Consider the following 22,976-nt stretch of genomic DNA (forward strand, 5'->3'; position numbering starts at 1 on the left):
AAATATATCATTTTACGCAAGAAGAGAATTTTCATATGGTTATTCCAAGCAAAGCAAAAGTATTGCATCTAACAAACTGAATTAATGGGAAACTTATCATGGCAAATTATTTTAATAGCTTACCTTTACGCGAACAATTAGCGCAGTTGGCACAATGTGAATTTATGGGCGCAGACGAATTTAACGACGGTGTTGCTGCACTTAAAGGTAAAAAATTGGTAATTGTAGGCTGTGGCGCACAGGGCTTAAATCAAGGTTTAAATTTACGTGATTCTGGTTTAGATGTAGCCTATACACTACGTGATTCAGCAATTGCTGAGCGTCGTCAGTCATTCTTAAATGCATCGGAAAATGGTTTTAAAGTGGGTACATATGAAGAATTAATCCCAACAGCCGATGTAGTACTTAACTTAACGCCTGATAAACAACACACTGCGGTTGTTAATGCCATCATGCCATTAATGAAACACGGCTCAACCCTTGCCTATTCACATGGCTTTAATATTGTTGAAGAGGGCATGCAAGTTCGTGAAGACATTACCGTTATTATGGTTGCACCAAAATGCCCTGGTTCAGAAGTACGTGAAGAGTATAAACGCGGCTTTGGTGTACCAACACTCATTGCGGTTCACCCAGAGAATGATCCTCAGGGTCATGGTTTGGCACAAGCAAAAGCCTATGCCGCAGGTACGGGTGGTCATCGAGCGGGAGTACTTAAATCATCGTTTATCGCCGAGGTTAAGTCTGACTTAATGGGTGAGCAAACCATTTTATGTGGCATGCTACAAACGGGCTCTATTTTATGTTTTGATAAAATGATTGATAAAGGCCTTGATGCCGGTTATGCCTCAAAGCTAATTCAATATGGCTGGGAAGTGATCACAGAAGCACTTAAGTATGGCGGTGTTACTAATATGCTTGACCGCCTATCAAACCCAGCCAAAGTAAAAGCGTTTGAATTAAGCGAGCAATTAAAAGTAATCATGCGCCCACTGTATAACAAACATCAAGATGACATTATCGATGGCACATTTTCACGAGTCATGATGGAAGACTGGGCAAATGATGACGCTAACCTACTAAAATGGCGTGCTGAAACCGCGGAAACTCATTTTGAGAAAACCCCAGCGGGTGATGTAGAAATTACTGAGCAAGAGTTTTTTGATAACGGCATTCTAATGGTAGCCATGGTTAAAGCAGGCGTAGAGCTGGCGTTTGAAACCATGACTGCAGCCGGTATTATTGCAGAATCAGCTTATTATGAGTCACTGCATGAAACACCGTTAATTGCAAACACCATTGCACGTAAAAAGCTGTTTGAAATGAATCGTACTATTTCAGATACTGCAGAGTATGGTTGCTACTTATACAACCATGCATGTTTACCGCTACTACAAGAATTTATGCAAGATATTGATACTGATGTTATTGGCAAAGGCTTAAATGAGCAGAGAAATCAAGTAGATAATCAAACCTTGATTCAAATAAATACCGCACTGCGTGAACATCCTGTTGAGAAAGTTGGTGCTAAATTACGTGGCTATATGTCGGCAATGAAAAAATAGTTTAACCCTATAACCCTAGAACTTTCACTTGTTAGAAACCAAGCCCACTTGCATTTTTCTGTGGGCTTTTTTAATGTAAATTAATCATCAATAGCCGAAAATAAATAATGTGCTAGAATAATCGCCTCATTGCCTCAGTTGTAAATATATAAGCACTACCATGACGATACAAAATCTCTCTATTACTCAAAAAATTACAGCACTTGGAAGCATCATTGCTATTTGTGTTGCTGTATTAATTGGTTTGACGTCTTTACATAACTCAAAGAATATTATTGAGCAACGCATGATCGAATCAGAACTGCCAAGCAAGCTGCAAACAATCAGTAATCATATTGGTGGGGAGATCAATGAACTTTTAGGCGCAGCACAGCAGCTTTCTGCCAATGCCTTTATTTTAGATTGGGCAAACTCTGGCAACACCAACGATGCGTTATTACTCAAAGAACTTAATCGTTTAGTTGAGCAATATGATCTTGCAACTGCTTCGTGGGCAAATAAAAATACCGCGCAATATTGGAATCAAGATGGCTTTTTACGGGTGTTGAAAAGTGATGCTGCAGATGGTTGGTTTTTTGCTTTTACCCAATCAAAACAACCTTATTCAATCAGTATTTATCAAGAGTCGGCAAACGATGTAAAAATGTTTGTTAATCACCAACAGCCTAATGGATTCGGCTTGGCGGGCTTAGCAAAAAGCATTACTGATATGCAAAAGCTACTACAGCAATTTAAAATTGAGCAGTCAGGATTTGTATTTATTGCCGATAAAAGTGGCTTAATTCAGCTACACAAAGATGCAGCTAAAGTCGCTAAGGTTAATATAGATAGTATTTACAGTGCTAATATTCATAACAAATTACTTGATGAAAATGGTTTTACTTTAGAAGAAGTAAATATTAACGGACAAGCCACGCTGATTGCTGCCACACCAATTAAAAACACCGACTTATTTGTGTTGGCTCAAGTACCAAAAAGCGAGGTATTCGCAAGTGTAAACACCCTCGAGTGGCAAATATTCACATTCACTATCATTACAGCACTTATCGCAAGCGTGATCAGTTACTTGTTAGCTCGCTCTTTAGCCTCACCGTTATCAAAAATGGCGGAGTTGTTTTCTCGTTTAGGCCGCGGTGATGCTAATTTAGCGTATCGTCTACCAGCATCACCTCAACCTGAACTCAATAATTTAACGTCAGGGTTCAACCAGTTTATTGAGAAAATAGAAACCGCCATTGTGCAAGTCGCTGATGAAAGCCATGGTATTCGTCAAAGTTCTGATCATGTCTTTGCGCAAGCAAAACAAAACTCCTTAGCGCTGGATAAACAAAAAGAGCAAACTATTTCAGTTGCTGCAGCGATCAATGAAATGGGCGCTACAGTGCAAGAAATAGCACAAAGTGCAGCGAATGCAGCTAAGTTAACCAACGATAGTCGCGATAATACCAAACAAAGCCATCAACAAGTATTACAAAGCCAGACGACAATCTCAGCCCTTGCCAGCGACATCGATGGTATTACCGAGCAAGTTGCACTGCTTTCTAAAAAAACCATAGACATTGCCAGTATTGTAGATTCAATTAGAGGGATTTCAGAGCAAACCAACTTACTGGCTCTCAATGCAGCCATTGAATCTGCACGTGCAGGTGAACATGGTCGAGGTTTTGCTGTCGTTGCTGACGAAGTAAGAGCACTGGCAAATCGTACGTCGCAATCAACCACTGAAATTCAATCAATGATTGAAGAGCTCACTCAAATTTCAGATGATGTTGTAAATGATATTAGCCAATCAAAAAATAAAGCCCAACAAAGCGTTAGCGCAATGCAAAACTCGGTTGAGTTACTTAATACTATTACTGAAACAGCGAATGAAATTAACGATATGGCAACTCTAATTGCCACAGCCACCGAACAACAAAGCAGTGTAGTGAACGATGTGGGTGGAAGTATTGAGCAAATTAGTGAGATCAGTGATAAATCAATGAGTGAACAAATAAATACCGAACAAGCAATTCGTGACTTAGCCACCAGCGCACAAACACTTGATGCGCTAGTTGCCACGTTTAATCAGCAGCGTTAAATAGTTTGTTACGTTTTAAATAACCTCTGTACAAAATAACCACTATACTTAAGTGTGTTTTTTGTACAGAGGTGTGTATGAGTGCTGTTCAAGGTAAACATTATTTACTGGCTGTCTGCTTGCTGAGCTTAAGTGCGTGTAGCACTAAAAATAACGCCAATTTAAGCGCGCCAACTCCTATTATTACTCCCCCAATGCAACTTCAACAGCAGCCCGTCGAGTCTGAGCAGCAAATATTTCAACTCGACCAGAGTCTCAAACAGCAATTAAGTGCTTATGTACAAAAAAATAAATCGGCTGATAAAATTGCCTATAGTCTACTTAGTTTTTTACTCACAAATGGTGATAACTCACTATCTTACCAATCTACTAGCACACAAACTGCATCTCAAAGCTATCAAAATTTAAATGCTAATTGTCTTTCCCTCTCTATTTTAGCGTATAGCTTAGCCGAACATTTAGGCCTTAAAGCCCGCTTTCAAAAAGTACATGTTCCTGAGTACTGGGCGTTAAATCAAGGATTTAATTTACTCACTGGGCACATCAACCTTGCCATAGACAATAAAACTAAGCTCAAAGACAGCTCACTTGTTTATCAGCGTAATAAGCGCTTAATCATTGATTTTGACCCCAATAGCCGACAAGCCCGTTTTGCAACCTCATCGCTGTCAAAAAAACGAGTGACCGCCATGTTTTATAATAATAAAGGCGGTGAGGCACTGGTAAATAAACACTATGATTTAGCGTATAGCTATTTCAAAGCCGCAATTAATACCGATGCTTCATTTAGTGCTAGCTGGGGCAATTTAGGGGTACTCTTTAAACAATTAGATGATTTAAAGCAAGCGGAGCAAATGTACAGCTATGCTATTGCCTTAAACGCCAATGGTAATACTGCGCAAGGTAATTTAGCATTATTATATAAACTTACAGATAGAGTAGCCGAAGGCGAAAAGCTATTGGCAAAGCTTGACAAAAAGCGCCAAGAAAACCCTTACTATCATATATCGCTTGGTAACAGTGACTATGTAAATGGTGATTACGCAAATGCAATTAGCCATTATAAAAAAGCAAACGCTATGTCACCGACACTTCATGAAAGCCACTTTGGGCTAGCGCGCAGTTATTTTGAATTAAATAATATAACTAGAGCGGAGTTTCATTTGCGTAAAGCTAGAAAAAAAGCAGACTTTGATCATGAAAAACAGCGCTATGATAATAAGCTTATCGCATTAAAGTCACTCGCCGCTAAGGCGAATCATTATTAAATTATTTAGCTTAACCTGTATCATAGTTTTTATAAGTTGGAGCGGCCTTTGTAAACAGATTGAGCCGCAATTATTAGCTGATTTAACTATATTAACCAGCTCGGAGTTAGCTGGTAGAAAAACGAATAGCCATGCAGCCTTGCTCACAAGGGAGTATTTAAAAACACGCTTCAAAGAGCATCAACTTACAGTAAGTGAACAACCTTTTACTTATTCCTCAGGGCTGTTCTCTAGCGCACAAGGCGTTAATATTATTGCCACTAATACTGTAAAAGATTTACCTGTAATTGTTATTACTGCGCATTATGATCATCTAGGTCTAAAAGCAGGAAAATTACACCCAGGTGCTAACGATAATGCCTCGGGTGTTGCTGCATTACTTTATTTATCGAATGCGCTAACGGATTCTTCTTCATATCGTTTTATGTTTGTTGCAACAGACGCTGAAGAAAATGGTTTACACGGCAGTGAGCACTTTGCTAAAACAATACGCCAGCTCCCGATTGTTTTAAATATTAACTTAGATATGTTGGCAATTAAAAAGTCACATAAGCGTTTATACGCGCTAACAAGTCGATCTTTAAAAGCCCAGCTTAATCCGTTATTTACTCAGATTAACGGGGACAAGATCAAATTAAAGCCTGTTTATTCATCACGAAAAATGAGCCGACTCACCAACACGAAACAAATAGATTGGCGCAGAGCCAGCGACCATTATTCATTCGCTAAACAAAAAATTCCGTATGTGTACTTTTCTATGGGGGCAGATAACTACCACCATAGTGCCAAAGATACGCTCGAAAATATTAACGCTCCCCTCTATCAAGAAGCCGTATTGCTAATTGAGGAATTTATTAATCAGCTTTTGACAAACTCCGCGGTATTAACTCCCTCTTTAAAAGCAGCAACATAAGCCTCTTTTTTTGCTCGTGGAAGTTTTTTTATCGCATATTCTAATTTGCTTGCGTCGCTTTTAGTACCTACTTGTTGTTGATGAATCAGCATAAGCGGCCCTTTACCTTTGAGGTTTTTTGCTCCTTTACCTGCTTGATGAGTAGCGATACGTCGAGCAACATCAATAGTAATACCGGTATACCAATGACCAAACCGTGTTTGCACAATATAAAGTGACCAAGTTGGCGGTTTATTTTTAATTTTGCACAACTCATTGTTTAAACTTTTTTGATTATTAATGGTCAAAACCTCGCCTTAACGCGCTAAACAAAAACAATTACTCAAAAGGGTTTTACCTTGAGTGACTAATCGGTATCATGCAGATTATAAAAAATAAGGATCACAACTAACAATGCAGTCGTTAAAAACTTTTTCTCTTTGGCTTATCGTCGCTTTAACGCTTAGTTCAGCCGCAGGTTGTTCTAGCTGGGTATACAGAATCAACATCCCTCAAGGTAACTTTTTAGAACAATCAGACGTTGATAAGCTTCGCGTTAATATGACTCGCGAACAAGTAATTTACGTATTAGGCAGACCCATTGCCGAAGACGCCTTCGATAAAAATACTTGGCGTTATGTATACAGCTTCAATAAAGGGCGTGCTAATGAACAGTTTAAATCATTAGTACTAAACTTTGAAAATGAAAAGCTAGTTACAGTATCGGGCGACTATGAGCAACCAGAAAACTTTACAACGCCTTTAGAGCAATAAGAAGCTATATAAGGTTTAATTAAAAAAGGTGAGCATGGCTCACCTTTTTTGTATCTAACGTTCTAACGGCCGGCCACCAGTGACTTTATTAGCGCGGCCCTCCTCTTTGGCTTTTTCAGCACGTTTTCTGCGAGCATCTTTAGGGTCGGCAATTAATGGGCGGTAAATTTCAATTCTGTCGCCATCTTTAAGCTCATGATTTAGCTTCACCGTTCTGTTCCATACGCCTAAAGTTAAATCGGTTGCATCAATCTCAGGGCATTTTTTAATAATCCCTGATTGTATTACCGCTTGCTCAGCCGTTGTGCCTTGCAGCACTTCTATATTTAATGTGGTTGCCTTAGTGGGTAACGCGAACACAACTTCAATATTGATCATGCACGTTCTCCATACACGGTTTTTGCACGTTGAGTAAACGCACTCACCATGTTTTTTGCCACATCATTAAAAATTTTACCAAACGCTAGCTCTATTAGCTTACTTGAAAATTCAAACTCTAGCTGTAAATTAACCTTACACGCATGTGTATCTAATTGCTGAAAGTGCCAGCGACCCTGTAGGGTTTTAAAAGGACCATCAACCAAGCGAAGCATCACTGTTTGCTCATCAATTAGCGTATTTTCAGTGGTAAACCATTTTTTTATGCCGGCTTTAGATATTTCTAAACTAGCGGTCATGTTATTATCATGCTGCTTAATAATTTTTGAGTCTGAACAATTAGGTAAAAACTGTGAATAGGCTTCTACATCATTGACTAGATCAAACATCTCTTTAGTGCTGTACATAACCAGCGCGCTTTTTTCTATTTGTGGCATACTCACTCCCAACTGTGTGCAGGAATTTTAGCAAGCTTTGTGCGTTTCCCCAAACTTTCATCGCGCTTAAATTAATCCTTCGCTTTTGCATGTATAATTTAAAAAAATCGATGTAAAACATCTTGTATAACGTATATTATAGGGCACTATGGCTAAGAAAAATTCATCAAAATCGACAAGTAATACCATCGCGCTAAATAAAAAAGCGCGACACGAGTATTTTTTACACGACAAGTTTGAAGCAGGTGTTGAACTCCAAGGCTGGGAAGTAAAAAGTATCCGAGCAGGTAAAGTAAATATCTCTGAAACTTATATTCATCTTAAAAACGGTGAAGCATTTTTATTAGGCAGTACCATTCAGCCTTTAAATAGCGCATCGACCCATGTTATTTGTGACCCGCTACGTTACCGTAAATTACTACTAAGCAGGCGTGAGCTTGACCGCTTAGTTGGTGCAACTGAACGTGATGGTTATTCATTAGTTGCCACCGCTATGTATTGGAAAAAATGCTGGGTGAAGCTTGAATTCCATTTAGCTAAAGGTAAGAAAATGCATGACAAACGTGAAGACGGCAAAAATAAAGATTGGTCCCGTGAAAAAGAACGTTTAATGAAACATAAAGTTTAAATAAAAACGTCTAACATCATGTTAGGCGTTTTTTTTTAATTAAATTTTTAGCAAAATACAAATTATTACAAATTAAAGTCGCTCGGTGATTTATTTTTAAATAATGAGAAGACCCCCCTCCCGCACCAGATAGCGAGTATCCCATCGTTTCCTTTATTAAGAAAATAAGTACATATTCGTGCCGATAACAAAATCATCTTTGCGGCTAATTGATAACACTTAAGTTACATGGTATTAATAATTCGACTTGTAAAAACAAGTAAATTATAACATATCAACAAGGACTTAAGGATGAAGCAATCAATTGCATTTACACCGAGCTTAATCATCGGTGCTACTATCGCATTGTCAGCAGGTTTTAGTACAACAACTTATGCTGCACAGCAAACTGCAGAAAAAGTAGAACGTATTCAAGTAACAGGCTCTCGTATCAAACGTTCCGATATAGAAGGCCCATCACCAGTACAATCCATTAATAAAGAAGACATCGAAAACATGGGTTATGACAACCTACAACAGCTGCTTGAAAGAATGCCTGTTGCAGGTAATGGTACCTTTTCAACCCGAGGTAATAACCAAGACTCGACCGCTAATGGTTCAGCTGCCGTCAGCCTTCGTGGTTTAGGGGCTGATGCTACCTTGGTACTTATTAATGGTCGTCGTGTTGCTATAAGCGCATTTGCAGAAGGGATCACCAACTCATTTGTTGATATAAACAGTATTCCTGTTTCAGCAATCGAACGTATTGATATTTTAAAAGATGGCGCATCAGCAATCTATGGCTCTGATGCTGTAGCAGGTGTTGTAAACGTTATCTTGAAAAAAGACATCGACGGTATTGAAGTTAATTTAGGTTACGGCGGCACAGATGGTCCTAACTATGAAGAAACCACGGCTAGCATTGTTTGGGGTACAACAAGTGCAAAAAGTAGTGCATCCGTTATTATTGATTACTTTAAAAACACTTCTTTATCATCAGATGAAATGGGCCGCTTAGGTACCGCTAATCAGTCTCCATATGGCGGTGAAGATTTCCGTTCTTCACGTGGTTTCCCTGGCTACTTCTATGTTGATGGCGTTAAAACAATCGACCCTGCATGTCCTGCAGAAAACGCAACATCAAGCGGTAGTTGTTTATTTGACTATGGTCCATTCGGCTATATTGCCCCTGCATCAGAACGTGTGGGCGCAATCTCACAATTTGAATACCGTTTTGACAATGGCATCACCGGCTTTTTAGAAATGGCTGTACAGCATAACAGCTCAGTTGCAGCGGGTGCACCAACGCCACTCGATGAAGATGCAGGTTTAACTGTACCAGGGAATCATCCAAATAACCCGTTCGGTCAAGATATTGAAATTGGTCGTTACAGAACAGTGGATGCAGGTGCGCGTCAATGGGATATCGAATCAGATACATTACGTTTTGTTGCTGGTTTAAAAGGTGAAATTAACGACTGGAGTTGGGAAACAGCGGTACAAAAAGGTCGTAGCAAGTCATTACAAACAGGCGATCGCTCACAAGGTTGGGTTCGCACCGACTTCTTACAACAAGAAATTGACGCTGGCAACTACAACCCATTTGGCGGCACTTACAATGATCCGGCTGTAATTGACAGGATTACTACAAGCTTGGTTCGCCAAGGTGAGTCTCATATGACGTCGTTCGATGCTAACATCTCAGGTGAAGCATTTAACTTTGGTGATGATGTTGTCATGATGGCAGCCGGTATTGAATACCGCGAAGAAGACGTAACTGATACGCCAGATGATCAATTTCAACGTGGATTAATCTTTGGTACCGAGTCAGTTTCAGCTGCCGCAGAGCGCGACCAATACGCTGCCTATGTAGAGTTTTCAATTCCACTTGCTGAGAACTTAGAACTACAACTTGCAGGTCGTTACGATGATTACAGTGACTTTGGTACCACCACAAATCCTAAAGTCGCTTTACGCTGGGCACCTACTGATGAAATCACAGTTCGTGGTTCTTGGGCGCAAGGCTTTAGAGCACCTTCACTGGCACAAGTAGGTTTAGGGCCATCTCAGGAGAGTCAGTTCTTTATTGATAACTATCGCTGTGATGCAACAGGTAAAGATTGTGATGCGCTAGATTACAACATTGAATTTGCCGGTAACCCAGATTTAGAAGCTGAAGAGTCTGAATCTTGGAATGTCGGGTTTATTTGGGCTCCCACAACTGACTTTGGTTTAAGTGTTGATGTGTGGAGTATCACCCAAGATAATAAGATTGATGAGCAAGAGTTTGGTCCAATTTACAACTCAGAGTGTAATAACCAAAATAGTACAGTATGTGTTCGCTTACCACCATCAGGTACAGACAGCCTAGGAACTATTCAAAAGATTTTCAGTACTTTTGAAAACGTTTCATCACAAGAAGTTTCTGGCGTAGATATTTCAGCAAACTACAACCATTCACTGGATGATTTAGGCTTACTGAAATTCAATTTAGAGTGGGCTTACCAAGATAAATTTGAAAAAGACGGCCGCGATTACACCGGTGAATATGGTTACCCAGAGCACCGTTGGATTTTCTCAACAAACTGGGAAATTGGCCAATTCAACACGAACATGAACATTAGTTATGTGGGTGAGTTTGAAGATACGCCAGATATCGATTTCGATGGCAACTTAGACTTCGATAGTAATACATCACGTACTGTTGATTCTCAAGTATTGGTTGATTTACAAACCTCATATCGTATTACTGAGTCAGCTAAAGTATCGTTAGGTGTTAATAACTTATTTGATGAAGAGCCACCATTTGCAATTGGTGACGGTGATTCAGATCTGTATGGTTACGCATCGGGTGTACATAACCCTCGAGGTCGTTATATTTATACTAAAGTGAGCTTTTCGTTTTAATTAAAGAGCAATAAAAAAAACCGCCAATATGGCGGTTTTTTTATCTTAAACTAAAGGGCTAAATTATAGCTCGCCTTCGTTTTCAGATAAGAATTTAGCTACGCCTTCAGGGCTTGCGTCCATTCCTTTTTTACCTTCAGTCCAACCAGCAGGACATACTTCGCCGTGCTCGCTGTGGAATGCTAGTGCATCAACCATACGGATCATTTCGTCGATGTTACGACCAAGTGGTAAATCGTTCACTACTTGGTGACGTACGTTACCTTCTTCGTCGATTAAGAAAGAACCACGAAATGCAACGCCGGCTTCTGGGTGCTCAACGTCGTATGCTTTACAGATTTCGTGCTTAACGTCTGCAACTAGTGCGTATTGAACTTTACCAATACCGCCGTCTGCTACAGCCGTGTTACGCCATGCGTTGTGTGAGAACTGTGAATCGATTGAAACACCAATTACTTCTACACCACGTTTTTGGAATTCTGCATAACGCTTATCAAAAGCAATAAGCTCAGAAGGACATACAAAAGTGAAATCTAGTGGGTAGAAAAAGATTACTGCTTTTTTACCTTTGATTTTTTCGTGAAGGTTATAGCTATCTACAATCTCACCGTTACCTAGAACAGCTGCAGCGGTAAAGTCTGGTGCCTGGCGGCCTACTAATACACCCATTTTATTCTCCAAATATTTTGAGTTTATTGTCAATTGCTTACGCAATACTGATAGTAATATGGGCACTAATTCTTAAATTACAATAGCACCATATCTAATTAATCATTATTCTATGGCTATCAAAAATAAATTAACAATCGTATTTATAGATAGCGCCGTTCTAAAATAGCGAACGCTTGATAAATGCACGAATTATTGTTCATAAAAAAGCCTGCTTTAAGCAGGCTTTTTTACTAATCCATAATGTCGCTAGGCATATCACCGCGAATATGTTGCCATATTTCACCGGTTTGATGACCATACTTGCGCATCATGAATATCGCACCATCGTGCTCTTTATTCTCAGCAAGCTTAGTTAAATCTTTATAGAATTGACGTGCAAGCTCACGGGTACGAGGATCTGAAAAGTAATGACAACCAATCTTAGAATAAAAGCCTTTAAAACCATTAAGGATCAGCACATATATGCGGTTGTTACCAGCAACAGCTAACTCATGGTGCACTTTATAGTCATAATCAGCAAATGCTTGTGCGCTGTCTTCTAGTTCATCACTTTGCGATAAAATTTCAATAACACGCTCTGGTGCAAGCTTTATTGCTGCACGAGTGTAAATTGCGCTGATGTTAGTGCGAGCTGAAAGTAACTGATCAGTTAGCTCTGGCATTTTATCTTCGTCTAAACGAGCCAGTGTTTCAAGGATATTTAGTCCTGAAGTTTCCCAAAAATTATTTACGCGAGTGGGTTTACCATGTTGGATTGTTAACCAACCGTCTCTGGCTAATCGTTGTAATACTTCACGCAATGTGGTTCTAGTAACACCAATTAACTCTGAGAGTTCACGCTCAGCTGGCAGAATTGAACCTGGAGGGAAATCACCATTCCAGATTGACTCTACTATGTATTCCTCAGCAAATCCTGCTGGGCTTTTCGCTTTAAAAATTCTCATTCAATTCCTACTCGAATTAATTCACATTACATCGCTACATACGATTAACTGACTGATTGTACCAGACAAGTCACAACTAACAAGTAAAGTAAGTTAAATTACCTAGGTATGTGATTAAAAGGGTAACTTTACTGGTAGAAATTAAACACAATATGAATGCCCACCTATTATTCATACGAGACACTTTAACTATTATTCTATACCTCTTTCCTATTCATGAATCAGATTAACTTGATGGCTCTGAGTAGGTCTATTAGGGGAAGTCATGCAGCACAGGATCTCTAACTTTGAGGGACGACAAGCTTTCATAGCCCTCGTTTTTTCCTTTTACTTGCCCCGCTGTTTATCCTAAGTCATAATCTAAGCCCTTATTTAAATACGGATTTGTTATGAACTGGCTTGCTAATCTAAGTACTCAGCGTACACCTTGGTTATTATTCAGTGGGATTGTTTTTCTACTTGAAGTTACTGCACTTTTCTTTCAATACAACATGGGGTTAGCGCCATGTATTATGTGTATTTACCAGCGCACCGCAGTATTAGGTCTACTTTTTGCGGGTATTATTGGAGCTAGTAAACCAAACAATCTCGCAGTACGTATTGTTGCCTATACAACATGGGGGATTTCAAGTGTATGGGGGCTACTAATAGCTCGTGAGCATATTGAAATGCAAACAACCACAGACCCATTTGCATTTAGCTGTGAATTTGAGCCAAATTTTCCAGAATTTATGCCGTTACATCACTGGATACCGCAATTTTTTGAAGCGACAGGTGATTGCGGAAATATAGATTGGCAATTTGCCAGCCTAAGTATGCCAGCATGGATGGAAATTATTTTTGTACTCTTTACCGCCACACTGTTTATATTAGTGGCCAGTCGATTAATTACTAAAAAGTCACTTTAATATGTTTACTTTTTTTTCAAGCCAAGTTGATGAGCTTAAACATTTAAAAGTTCGTCAACGACAAACTGTTATAGCTATCTCTTTAAGCATGCTATCACCCAGTGACAGGGTCTTTATACGCATACTCAAACTGATGCTATTAAGCCCATTCTTTTTAATATTTACTCTTTTCGAAGGTTGGTTACTGGTGCCCTTTTTGATTGTAGCTGGGTTGAGCTATCCACTATTAACAGCACCAGTAGATATTAACTTTGCTAAAAAGCACCTTGGTGCTGCCTTAAAACAGTTTGATCAGGGCGCATAGCGCCCTTTTTAGTTAAAACGTTACCTTACCATCAAGTTTGGCTAGCATTTTTTTACCCACCCCTTTTACTTTGGCTAGATCTTCAAGTGATGCGAAATCACCATTAGCTTCTCTATAGTCGATAATTGCCTGTGCCTTTTTCTTACCGACACCTGGTAACTTAATTAACTGTTTTAAATCAGCAGTATTAATATTAACCATGGCTGATTGCATCTGCTCTGATAGCATATCGCTTTGCGCAAAGGTGGTACCCATAGGTAATAAACATAAAGCAGCTGCTAACGAGATTATTTTAATTAATTTCATACTATTTCCTTTTGTGTTCCTACATGAACATTCGTTGATTATTTACACCCAGCACTTTTAAGTAAGTTGTGGTTACTAAGTACTAACGGTAACAATCACTCCTTGCGACTCCTTTACTGCAACGCGTTATAAAGTGACTTAATAAATAAAGTAGAGTTGGCCTTTATTGTCAATTAAGCTGCAGATAAACTAAGGCTAAAGCTTGCAAAATAACGCGCAAGCTTGTACTGTACATAAAAACAGTAATCTAATGATTTAAAATAATCATATTGCCACGTAAGTAAGCAGGAGAAATCATGGCTGTTGTTGTTAAATATGTTGTAGAACGAAACGGAGTCGAGCGCATGACGTTTACTACTAAAAAAGAAGCTGATGCCTATGACAAAATGCTCGATATCGCCGAGTCACTAGAACTAATGCTTGAAAAAGTAGATGTGCCTCTAAGTGAACAACAAGTTGAGTCGCTTGCACTTGAGATTGCGAAAAGTAAAGACGACTTTATGGCGGTACTTAAGGGGACTAAAGAAGTACCTGCAAAAGCTAAAAAAACAAAGTCAGATAACGTTGCTGATATAAAAGATAAAGCAGCGAACTAATCTAAAAAACAGTAATGCAGCTTATAAGCCGACTACTAATTTATGAAACTGAATTCGTGATTCGTATTCAGTTTTTTTATGTCTTTAAGTAATGATAACGAGAAGCGAGTAAGTCATCACAATTTGCTATTGTTAAAAGTCAGTCAATAAAAAATGCCAACCAGTTAAACTGGTTGGCATTTTTTTAAACCAAAACTTTACGTTAGCTAATCAATTACAATGACGATTCAACTTCATCAAACAGATCAGTAATTTCCTTTTTCGGCTCAGCAGTTACAAGGCTTCCTACTACAATAGCAATACTTGCTAAAATAAATCCAGGGACGATTTCATATATCACGCTGCTTAAGCTATCACCATTAATAGTAATAGGCGCATAAATCCATACAAGCACAGTTAGAGCACCAACAACCATACCGCTAATAGCCCCTTTTAGGTTCATACGCTTCCAGTAAAGACTAAACAATACCAATGGACCAAATGCAGCACCAAAACCTGCCCATGCATTACTTACTAAATCTAGTATTGAACTATTGCGGTCATACGCTAAGTAAATTGCAAATAACGCAACCAGTATCACGCTAATACGCCCTACTAATACCAGCTCAGTTTGCGAAGCATTACGATTTAAGTAAATCTTATAAAAGTCCTCAGTTAAAGAACTTGAACACACCAATAATTGCGATGAGATAGTACTCATAATCGCAGCTAAAATAGCCGCCAGTAAGAAACCTGCAATTAACGGGTGGAAAATTAATTCAGCCAATACTAAGAAAATTGTTTCTTTATCGGCAATCGGCATTTGATTTTCAATCATAAATGCAGCACCAAATAGGCCAGTAAATACCGCACCAATAGCAGATAACGTCATCCAAGACATACCAATACGACGCATGGTTGGCATTTCTTTTACTGAACGAATAGACATGAAACGAACAATAATATGCGGCTGACCAAAGTAACCTAAACCCCATGCCATTGCAGAAATAATAGCAATAGTAGAACCACCAGCAAACCAGTCAAGCATACTTAAAGAATGAATTTCGCTTGCTTTAGGCGAGCTTAGTAACTGCTGATAATTTGCATTTGCTAAGGTATCCATAAATGGTTGGTCAAGCATCATATAAGTGGCAATTGGCACTGCTAACAACGACACAAACATAATACAGCCTTGCACAAAGTCTGTAAGGCTAACCGCTAAAAATCCACCAAATAAGGTATATACCACTACCACACCAGTGGTGATGTATAGGCCCATTTCGTAACTCATTTGAAATGAGTTTTCAAATAACTTACCACCGGCAACAACACCCGATGAAGTGTATAAGGTAAAGAAAACTATAATTACTATTGCAGAGATAACACGTAGGATATTTTTGTTGTCATCAAAACGATTTGCAAAGAAATCGGGGATAGTAATGGAATCATTGGCTTTTTCAGTATAGACACGCAGTCTTGGGGCGACTAAAAAGTAGTTTGCCCACGCACCTAATACTAAACCAATTGCAATCCAAACCTTACTCAACCCAAATAAATACATTGCGCCGGGTAAGCCCATTAATAACCAACCACTCATATCTGATGCACCAGCCGATAAGGCAGCTACACTGGGGGCTAAATTACGACCACCTAGCATATACCCTGAAATATCACTGGTAGATTGCTTATATGCGTATAGTCCTATTCCTAGCATTACAATAAAGTACAATGCCAGTGAAATAATCATTCCTGTTTCCAAATTCGCCTCCACTTAAAAAAGTAATAACAGGCTTGTAATCCAAATAATGACTCTTGAAATCTTATAATTAAGACAGTATTGGAATAAAAGCTTTCTACCCAACTATAACACGGTAATTGCTAATAACTCCAACCCGCTAATTTAAGTAGATAAAAAACCATCTATTCGCTCGCTTTTAAAACAAATAGAATAAAAAACAATGAGTTTAGATTAATAAAAATCACCTAAGCCATGATAATTTATTAATAAAATTCATTTTACCGATGCTATTTTGAATGTTTTCCAATATATTATTACAATGTTAATCAATTTCTACTGTTTCGGAATCTTATATGTATTTTTACGCTGCTCGCCAACCTATTTTAGATCGCAATAAGGAACTAATTGGCTACGAGCTTTTATTTCGTGATGGAGTAGATAATGTATTTCCGAACATTGACGGCGACGAAGCAACGTCTCGCCTAATTGAAGGCAGCCAGTTTAATTTTGGTCTTGAAGATTTAACCGATAATAAACCCGCTTATATTAACTTTACTTTAGACACCTTATTAAAAGGCTACCCCACGCTATTAAACAAAAACGGGGTTGTGATTGAAATACTAGAGACCGTTCAGCCAGGAAAACGTCTGCTAGCAATAGTTAAAGACCTAAAAGAGAAAGGGTACACACTCGCCCTAGATGACTATGCGCATCAACCGGTATGGCGTCACTTTTATCCGTTTATTGATATCATTAAAGTTGACTTTTTAACGTGCGATATGGAAACCGTTAAAACGATCATTGAAGACTTAAAACCTTACCCACATATCAAGTTACTCGCAGAAAAAGTTGAAACTTACGAGCTTTACAACCAAGCTTTTGAGTTGGGCTTTGAGTACTTTCAAGGCTTTTTCTTTTCAAAACCCGAGATGGTGCAAAGTAAAGCCTTACCGCCATCTGGCATGGCACTGGCTGAACTGCTTTATGAAACATCCAGTGTAGAAATGGATCTTAAGAAGATCACCGATGTATTTGAGCGTGATGTTAACTTATCTTACAAGCTTTTGCGCTATTCCAACTCAGCGGCATTTACCCGCCGCTCTGAAATAAACACTATAAAACAAGCACTAATTGTACTAGGGGCTGCTGAAATAAAAAAACTGCTCTCTTTATTGTTTGCAGCACAAGTATCTGCAGATAAGCCATTGGAACTTATTAGACTGTCGTTAACACGGGCGCGTTTTTGTGAGTTGTTAGCTATTTCACATGGCAAACTTAAAGATACAGGTATGGCGTTCTTAACCGGCATGATGTCGCTTATGGATGCGATATTAGATGAAGAAATGGACAGCGTAATGCTTAAGTTACCTCTGTCAAATGAGATAAAAACAGCGCTGTTAAAAAATGAAGGGCTACTTGCTGAATACTTAAATTTAGTCACTCTGTATGAGCATGGTGATTGGCAAGCTGCGAACGATAAAGCCCAGCAATTAAACTTAGGCGATGAAGTGCCTGATGCATACCACGAAGCACTCAACTGGGTTAGTGAGCAAATGCGAGTGATGATTGATAGCTAAGAGATCTTTAATGCCTATTAACAAAAACGCCAGCATTTGCTGGCGTTTTTATTATTATTAAAGGCTTTCTAAGAAATCCTCATCAAAATCTTCAGGCTCTTCTTTTATTGGCGGGTTACCATCAAATAGCTCATATAATTGACGCTGAAAATAAATGTCTTTAATAAATAAGTATGGGTCTAACGAATCATTTAATAAACCTTCCTGAGCCATTAATGACGCACGCGCTTCAACTGCTTTTAGTGCAAACACTAAAATAGTTTGTGGTGTAGTCAGTGCTATTTCAGGCAGTACAACATTATCAACTACATCACCAGTTAAGTTACGCGCAGTAGACGGCCCCATTGCTGGAATCATTAAATAAGCACCATCACCCACTCCCCACACACCTAGCGTTTGGCCAAAGTCCTCGCTAGTTACTTCAAGCCCAAGTGAGCTGGCTACATCAAATATGCCAAATATACCCACCGTTGAATTCACTAAAAAACGAGCAAAATTAATTCCAGCACTGCTTGGTTTTCCTTGCAGGCCGGCATTTATAATATCAACGGGTGCAGTAATATTATCGGTAAAGTGCACAATACTCCGACGAACAGGCTGCGGTGTAACAGTGATGTAACCCACTGCTGCTGGCCTTAAAATATAGGTATCGAGTACGTCCATATTAAAGTCATAAATGGGTCTATTTACACTTTGTAAGGGATCGCGCTCATCATATTTACTCTCGGGCACTTGAGCACAGCCCGATAAGGTGAGTAAACATAATAAAAGTAAGCCTTGTTTTAACATCTCAAATCCTTAAGGTATTAATGTATCAATGTTCAGTTGCACTTGTCGCACATCTTTACGAAGCAGTACTTCAGAGTGGCCTTCAAGCTCACCAGTACTTGGCATCACTGAATCATCATTAGAAATACGCGCAGAAATAACAATTTCATTAGCACTGGATAAATTTAGCCCTGCCATCATGGCGTTCTCGTCGCTCAGCTCAACGGTGATTGGAAAGCTATAGTCAGTCAGTTTAACAACGGCTAAAGGCATTGGTGAACCTTCAGAAGCTTTAGCAAACACAAACAAAATACCGTTACTAGGCTGTTTATCTTCGAGTTGCTCGTCAACCTTAACCGTGACCTGAATTCCTTGAACAACTTGCAGCTCGTGATTATTCAGCTCGCTTTTCTGAGCTATTTGACCATCAATTTCACTAATGCGCTCAGAAATCATAGCATAACGCGTATCTGACTCGTCCATACTGGCAAGAAGTACCTCAAATGCAGCTTTTGCCTGTACCCAATCTTTTCTCTCAAAGGCAATCAGCGCAAGTAACGAAATCGCATCGAGATTATTTGGCTGCGCTTGTAGCACTTTAGAAAGCATACCCGCTGCGCGAGTCATATTCTCATCACTGCCCTCAAGTAGTAATACCTGCGAGTAGCTCACCAAAGCTTGCATATTATCAGGGTTCATTGACAATGCTTTATCAAATGACTGTTTTGCCATGTCAAACTCATTAAGCATAATAGCGACACGCCCTAACAGCATCCAAGCTACTTCATCATCACCGCCTTGACTTAACTTTGTACGCAGTGCCAATGCAAACGCTTGAAGTTCATTTTTAGATAACGGCTCACCTTTTTGCATTACGGCACGTTGACCATAATCGGCTAAGTTGTCCATTGCATCATGCCACGCCGAAATTTGTTGTTGGCTGCCTGTCATCGCATAAAATATACCTGCTAATGCAATTAAAAACGCTGCCCCTGTTAAAGCAAATATACGGTTATCACCACGACTGTTTAGTGACTTTTCTGGCGATAATTCATTAAGCAAACGACGTTTTAGCTCAATAATAGCCTCGTTATGGTTTTGCGAGTCTATACGTTGATTGTCTAAATCAGCCTGCAGTTCAACTAAACGCTGCTCATAAATGCTGATAAGCTGTGCATTAGCGTTGTGAGTAATAGTTACTACGCGCTCTTTTTTTAAAAAAGGCACAATAATAAACAGCAATGCAATGAGTGTGAGTAAAGCAAAAGACGCCCACATTAAAATCATTTAACTTTGCTCCTGACGTTTATTTTGTTTAATCAACTTATTGAGCATCACTTCATCAGCGTCACTCCATGTTTGTTTTACCGACGCTTTACGTTGGCGAATAACAATAAAACCAAAGCCTATTATTACAATGAGTACTGGTAACACCCACAGAATTAACGTAGCCGGCGTTACTGGTGGATCGTAATGAACAAAGTAGCCATAGCGGTCAATCATATAGTCAATGACTTCATCTTTGCTTTTTCCATCTTTTACTAACGCCAATACACGCTCACGCAAGTCTTTTGCAACTACGGCATCTGAATCAGCAATGTTTTGATTTTGACATTTAGGGCAGCGTAATTCTTTAGTTAGCTCTTCAAAACGAATCGCTTGTTCATTGCTATCAAACTGATAACGATCTTGCTGAGCAAACGCTGCTAAACTAATAAATAAGCTAAGGGTTAATAAAAACAATCTCATGGCTGCAGCTCCTGCATAAGAGGCGCAAACTTAGCGCGCCAAACTCGAGGGTTTATATCACCGGTGTGGTGTAACAAAATAGTGCCATTTTTATCAACTAAAAATGTTTCTGGTGCTCCAGACACACCCAAATCTAACGCCAAAGAGCGCTCTAAATCTAAAATATTAAACTGATACGGATCACCGGCGCGCGCAAGCATATTACTCACATCGTCACGCAGTGCTTGCATATCAAACGGGCCATCAAAATCGGCATCGTAACTTTGAACATAATACAAGCCGATAATTTTAATGCCTTGTTCGCGAAGCTTAGTTAAATAATCAAGCTCAGCTAAACACGTTGGGCACCATGTGCCCCACACGTTTAATAAATACACGTCACCTTTTAACTGCTCATCAGTCCAACGTTTATTATCTTGCATTAAATCAGGCAAGTTAAATGTTGGTACGGTTTGACCAATGCGCCCTGTTTGTATTTCCCGAGGGTTAGCAAACAACCCTTGGTATAAAAACACACAAATAAAGATAAAAATTAATAAAGGGACTATTGCCATCAATTTGCGATTCATAACGCCCCCTCTAATTCATCTTTGCGAGGTGAAGCGCGATAACGCTTATCAAATAAAATCACAAACCCAGCAAGTGAAATCAAAACACCACCGATCCACATCCAACGCACAAACGGCTTGTGATAAATACGTAATGACCATGCCCCTTCACTTAATTGCTCTCCAAGGGCGAGGTATAAATCGCGAGTAAACCCAGCATCTATTGCTGCTTCAGTCATAAACTGCATACCAATGTCGTATCGGCGTTTTTCTGCATAAAGACGCGCAATTGTTGTGTCTTCTTTTAGTACTGTTACCACACCCGCATGACCGCTATAGTTTGCACCACGAATTGTCTTCACGCCTTCAAAACGGTATTGATACTGATTTAGCTGTACGCTATCACCAGGCTTCATTGATACATCACGCTCAACTGAATACGCCGAAGTAAGCGTAATACCGGCAATAACAAAGGCCAAACCAACATGACCAAGCACCATAGCCCAATAACTTAAACCTAAGCGTTTGATGCCGAGCTTAAGTGAGCCATGAACAGCAGCCTTGGTGTAAAGGTCGATAAAGGTAGCAATAAATATCCATACACCTAACGTAGTTGCTAACAGAGTGAGCGGCGTAACTACTTCATAACTGCTAAACAGCCACGCACAAGTAATAACGACGCTGACTAGTGCGCCAACAAATATTTTGTTTTGTAAAAACGCCCATTTATTTTGCTTCCAGCGCAAAAATGGCCCTATGCCCATTAAAATCGCAAATGGCACCAGTAGAATGGCAAACATTTTATTAAAGAAAGGTTCGCCAATAGAAATACTGCCTAAGCCCATTTCTTTGTGTACCATAGGTAATAAAGTACCCAATAGTACAATTAAGGTAGCAACCACTAGGAAAATATTATTTAGCCAAAGTGCCACTTCACGAGAGACAAACTTATAACGCCCCTCACTTTTAACCTGTGAAACACGCAAGCCGTAAAGCGCTAGGCCGCCGCCAACAACAATGGCTAAGAAGGCAAGGATAAACAGCCCTCGATCCGGATCGGTTGCAAAGGCGTGCACCGAGACAATAATCCCTGAGCGAACAATAAAAGTCCCCAGTAAGCTTAATGAAAAAGCAGCAATTGCTAATAATACGGTCCATGATTTAAATACACCGCGCTTTTCAGTCACACTTAAAGAGTGTAATAAAGCAGTTGCCACTAACCATGGCATAAGTGATGCGTTTTCAACTGGATCCCAGAACCACCAGCCACCCCAGCCAAGCTCTGCATAAGCCCACCAACTGCCTATAGTAATACCTAATGTTAAGAAGCCCCATGCTGTCATTGTCCATGGGCGTGACCACTTAGCCCAGGTATTATCGAGTTTACCAGTTAACAGCGCGGCAATAGCAAAAGAAAAAGCCACAGAAAGACCTACATAACCCATGTAAAGTAATGGTGGGTGAATGATCATCCCTGGGTCTTGTAATAATGGGTTTAAATCTCGCCCTTCAACAGGAAAATAGGGCAATAAACGCTCAAACGGACTTGAGAGCAGTAAGGTGTACATCATAAAGCCGACACCTAAAAAGCCAAGCACACCCAAAACGCGAGCACGAAGTATCCAAGGTAGTGACTTAGAACGCATAGCGACAACGGCTGTCCACCCTGCTTGCATTAATAACCACAGTAAAATAGCACCTTCATGTCCGCCCCACGTAGAGGTGATTTTATAATACCAAGGCAAAGTGCTACTTGAATGATAAGCAACGTAAGATACGGTAAAGTCGTCGGTTAAGCTGGCATAGATAAGTGCAGCGAACGACAACGCAACAAATGCAAACTGACCAATCGCTAATGATGGCGCCGCACGCATCAAACGAAGGTTTCCTGTGTGTGCTCCCCAAAGTGGAAAAATACACAACAGCACACTGAGCACCATGGCCAATGTTAAAGAAAAATAACCAAGTTCAGGGATCAT

The 22,976-nt window shown here is 39.6% G+C and carries 23 protein-coding genes; 11 read left to right on the plus strand and 12 right to left on the minus strand.

Features of this window, described 5'->3' with window-relative positions:
• Positions 1–98: 98 nt before the first annotated feature.
• The 4 genes from ilvC (at position 99) to AN392_RS13655 (ending at position 5,826) form a co-directional block, all read left to right on the plus strand.
• Positions 99–1,565 (plus strand): ketol-acid reductoisomerase, encoded by a 1,467-nt coding sequence (gene ilvC, locus AN392_RS13640; protein ID WP_055013024.1) that lies wholly within the window; start codon positions 99–101, stop codon positions 1,563–1,565.
• A gap of 160 nt (positions 1,566–1,725) precedes the next feature.
• Complete coding sequence (locus tag AN392_RS13645) at positions 1,726–3,645, plus strand: methyl-accepting chemotaxis protein (RefSeq protein ID WP_055013025.1); 1,920 nt, start codon at positions 1,726–1,728, stop codon at positions 3,643–3,645.
• A gap of 77 nt (positions 3,646–3,722) precedes the next feature.
• Entirely contained in the window at positions 3,723–4,913 is a 1,191-nt protein-coding gene (locus AN392_RS13650) for a tetratricopeptide repeat protein (RefSeq protein WP_055013026.1), read from the plus strand.
• Positions 4,914–5,052: 139 nt separating this feature from the next.
• A complete protein-coding gene (locus AN392_RS13655; RefSeq protein ID WP_235575594.1) occupies positions 5,053–5,826 on the plus strand; it encodes a M28 family peptidase in 774 nt (257 codons plus the stop codon).
• Here the strand turns inward: AN392_RS13655 and AN392_RS13660 are convergent.
• A complete protein-coding gene (locus AN392_RS13660; protein ID WP_055013028.1) occupies positions 5,772–6,113 on the minus strand; it encodes a GIY-YIG nuclease family protein in 342 nt (113 codons plus the stop codon). The two genes, AN392_RS13655 and AN392_RS13660, sit on opposite strands and share 55 nt — an antisense overlap.
• Before the next feature lie 106 nt (positions 6,114–6,219).
• On the opposite strand from AN392_RS13660, the gene AN392_RS13665 reads away from it, so the two are divergent.
• Positions 6,220–6,579, plus strand: coding sequence for an outer membrane protein assembly factor BamE (locus AN392_RS13665; protein WP_010387969.1), 360 nt, complete (start codon positions 6,220–6,222; stop codon positions 6,577–6,579).
• Positions 6,580–6,633: 54 nt separating this feature from the next.
• Here the strand turns inward: AN392_RS13665 and AN392_RS13670 are convergent, their stop codons facing one another.
• Together AN392_RS13670 and AN392_RS13675 are read right to left on the minus strand one after the other, a co-directional pair.
• Complete coding sequence (locus AN392_RS13670; protein ID WP_010387968.1) at positions 6,634–6,957, minus strand: RnfH family protein; 324 nt, start codon at positions 6,955–6,957, stop codon at positions 6,634–6,636.
• Positions 6,954–7,394 (minus strand): type II toxin-antitoxin system RatA family toxin, encoded by a 441-nt coding sequence (locus AN392_RS13675; protein ID WP_054201695.1) that lies wholly within the window; start codon positions 7,392–7,394, stop codon positions 6,954–6,956. The genes AN392_RS13670 and AN392_RS13675 overlap by 4 nt, the downstream gene beginning before the upstream one ends.
• Before the next feature lie 148 nt (positions 7,395–7,542).
• Here AN392_RS13675 and smpB point away from each other — a divergent pair, with 148 nt between their 5' ends.
• Complete coding sequence (smpB, locus tag AN392_RS13680; protein ID WP_008109102.1) at positions 7,543–8,022, plus strand: SsrA-binding protein SmpB; 480 nt, start codon at positions 7,543–7,545, stop codon at positions 8,020–8,022.
• Positions 8,023–8,313: 291 nt separating this feature from the next.
• Positions 8,314–10,908, plus strand: a complete 2,595-nt coding sequence (locus AN392_RS13685; RefSeq protein ID WP_010387964.1) for a TonB-dependent receptor — start codon at positions 8,314–8,316, stop codon at positions 10,906–10,908.
• A 63-nt stretch (positions 10,909–10,971) separates the two neighbouring features.
• Here AN392_RS13685 and AN392_RS13690 read toward each other — a convergent pair whose 3' ends face one another.
• Positions 10,972–11,577, minus strand: coding sequence for a peroxiredoxin (locus AN392_RS13690; RefSeq protein WP_008109095.1), 606 nt, complete (start codon positions 11,575–11,577; stop codon positions 10,972–10,974).
• 233 nt (positions 11,578–11,810) lie between these two features.
• Positions 11,811–12,524 (minus strand): fatty acid metabolism transcriptional regulator FadR, encoded by a 714-nt coding sequence (fadR, locus tag AN392_RS13695; protein ID WP_008109093.1) that lies wholly within the window; start codon positions 12,522–12,524, stop codon positions 11,811–11,813.
• Positions 12,525–12,913: 389 nt separating this feature from the next.
• On the opposite strand from fadR, the gene dsbB reads away from it, so the two are divergent.
• A complete protein-coding gene (dsbB, locus tag AN392_RS13700; protein ID WP_010387961.1) occupies positions 12,914–13,432 on the plus strand; it encodes a disulfide bond formation protein DsbB in 519 nt (172 codons plus the stop codon).
• Between the two features lies 1 nt (position 13,433).
• Positions 13,434–13,736, plus strand: a complete 303-nt coding sequence (locus tag AN392_RS13705) for a hypothetical protein (RefSeq protein WP_010387958.1) — start codon at positions 13,434–13,436, stop codon at positions 13,734–13,736.
• A 12-nt stretch (positions 13,737–13,748) separates the two neighbouring features.
• On the opposite strand, the gene AN392_RS13710 is transcribed toward AN392_RS13705, so the two are convergent.
• Positions 13,749–14,042: a ComEA family DNA-binding protein gene (locus AN392_RS13710; protein WP_055013029.1), complete on the minus strand. Its 294-nt coding sequence runs from the start codon at positions 14,040–14,042 to the stop codon at positions 13,749–13,751.
• A gap of 296 nt (positions 14,043–14,338) precedes the next feature.
• On the opposite strand from AN392_RS13710, the gene AN392_RS13715 reads away from it, so the two are divergent.
• A complete protein-coding gene (locus AN392_RS13715) occupies positions 14,339–14,638 on the plus strand; it encodes a YebG family protein (RefSeq protein ID WP_055013030.1) in 300 nt (99 codons plus the stop codon).
• A gap of 214 nt (positions 14,639–14,852) precedes the next feature.
• On the opposite strand, the gene putP is transcribed toward AN392_RS13715, so the two are convergent.
• Positions 14,853–16,364: a sodium/proline symporter PutP gene (putP, locus tag AN392_RS13720; protein WP_054201697.1), complete on the minus strand. Its 1,512-nt coding sequence runs from the start codon at positions 16,362–16,364 to the stop codon at positions 14,853–14,855.
• A gap of 344 nt (positions 16,365–16,708) precedes the next feature.
• Here putP and AN392_RS13725 point away from each other — a divergent pair, with 344 nt between their 5' ends.
• Positions 16,709–17,932: an EAL and HDOD domain-containing protein gene (locus AN392_RS13725; protein ID WP_010387954.1), complete on the plus strand. Its 1,224-nt coding sequence runs from the start codon at positions 16,709–16,711 to the stop codon at positions 17,930–17,932.
• Positions 17,933–17,989: 57 nt separating this feature from the next.
• Here the strand turns inward: AN392_RS13725 and AN392_RS13730 are convergent, their stop codons facing one another.
• Genes AN392_RS13730 through AN392_RS13750 form a run of 5 tightly spaced genes read right to left on the minus strand, consistent with a single transcriptional unit; the run spans position 17,990 to position 22,976 of the window.
• Positions 17,990–18,721, minus strand: coding sequence for a VacJ family lipoprotein (locus AN392_RS13730; protein WP_055013031.1), 732 nt, complete (start codon positions 18,719–18,721; stop codon positions 17,990–17,992).
• 9 nt (positions 18,722–18,730) lie between these two features.
• Positions 18,731–19,987: a c-type cytochrome biogenesis protein CcmI gene (ccmI, locus tag AN392_RS13735; RefSeq protein ID WP_055013032.1), complete on the minus strand. Its 1,257-nt coding sequence runs from the start codon at positions 19,985–19,987 to the stop codon at positions 18,731–18,733.
• Entirely contained in the window at positions 19,988–20,449 is a 462-nt protein-coding gene (locus AN392_RS13740) for a cytochrome c-type biogenesis protein (protein WP_055013033.1), read from the minus strand.
• Positions 20,446–21,018 (minus strand): DsbE family thiol:disulfide interchange protein, encoded by a 573-nt coding sequence (locus AN392_RS13745; protein ID WP_036933069.1) that lies wholly within the window; start codon positions 21,016–21,018, stop codon positions 20,446–20,448. Before AN392_RS13745 ends, AN392_RS13740 begins: the two co-directional genes overlap by 4 nt.
• Positions 21,015–22,976: a heme lyase CcmF/NrfE family subunit gene (locus AN392_RS13750; RefSeq protein WP_055013034.1), complete on the minus strand. Its 1,962-nt coding sequence runs from the start codon at positions 22,974–22,976 to the stop codon at positions 21,015–21,017. Before AN392_RS13750 ends, AN392_RS13745 begins: the two co-directional genes overlap by 4 nt.

It is taken from the genome of Pseudoalteromonas sp. P1-16-1b (genome assembly GCF_001401785.1).
Taxonomy (GTDB): domain Bacteria; phylum Pseudomonadota; class Gammaproteobacteria; order Enterobacterales; family Alteromonadaceae; genus Pseudoalteromonas; species Pseudoalteromonas undina.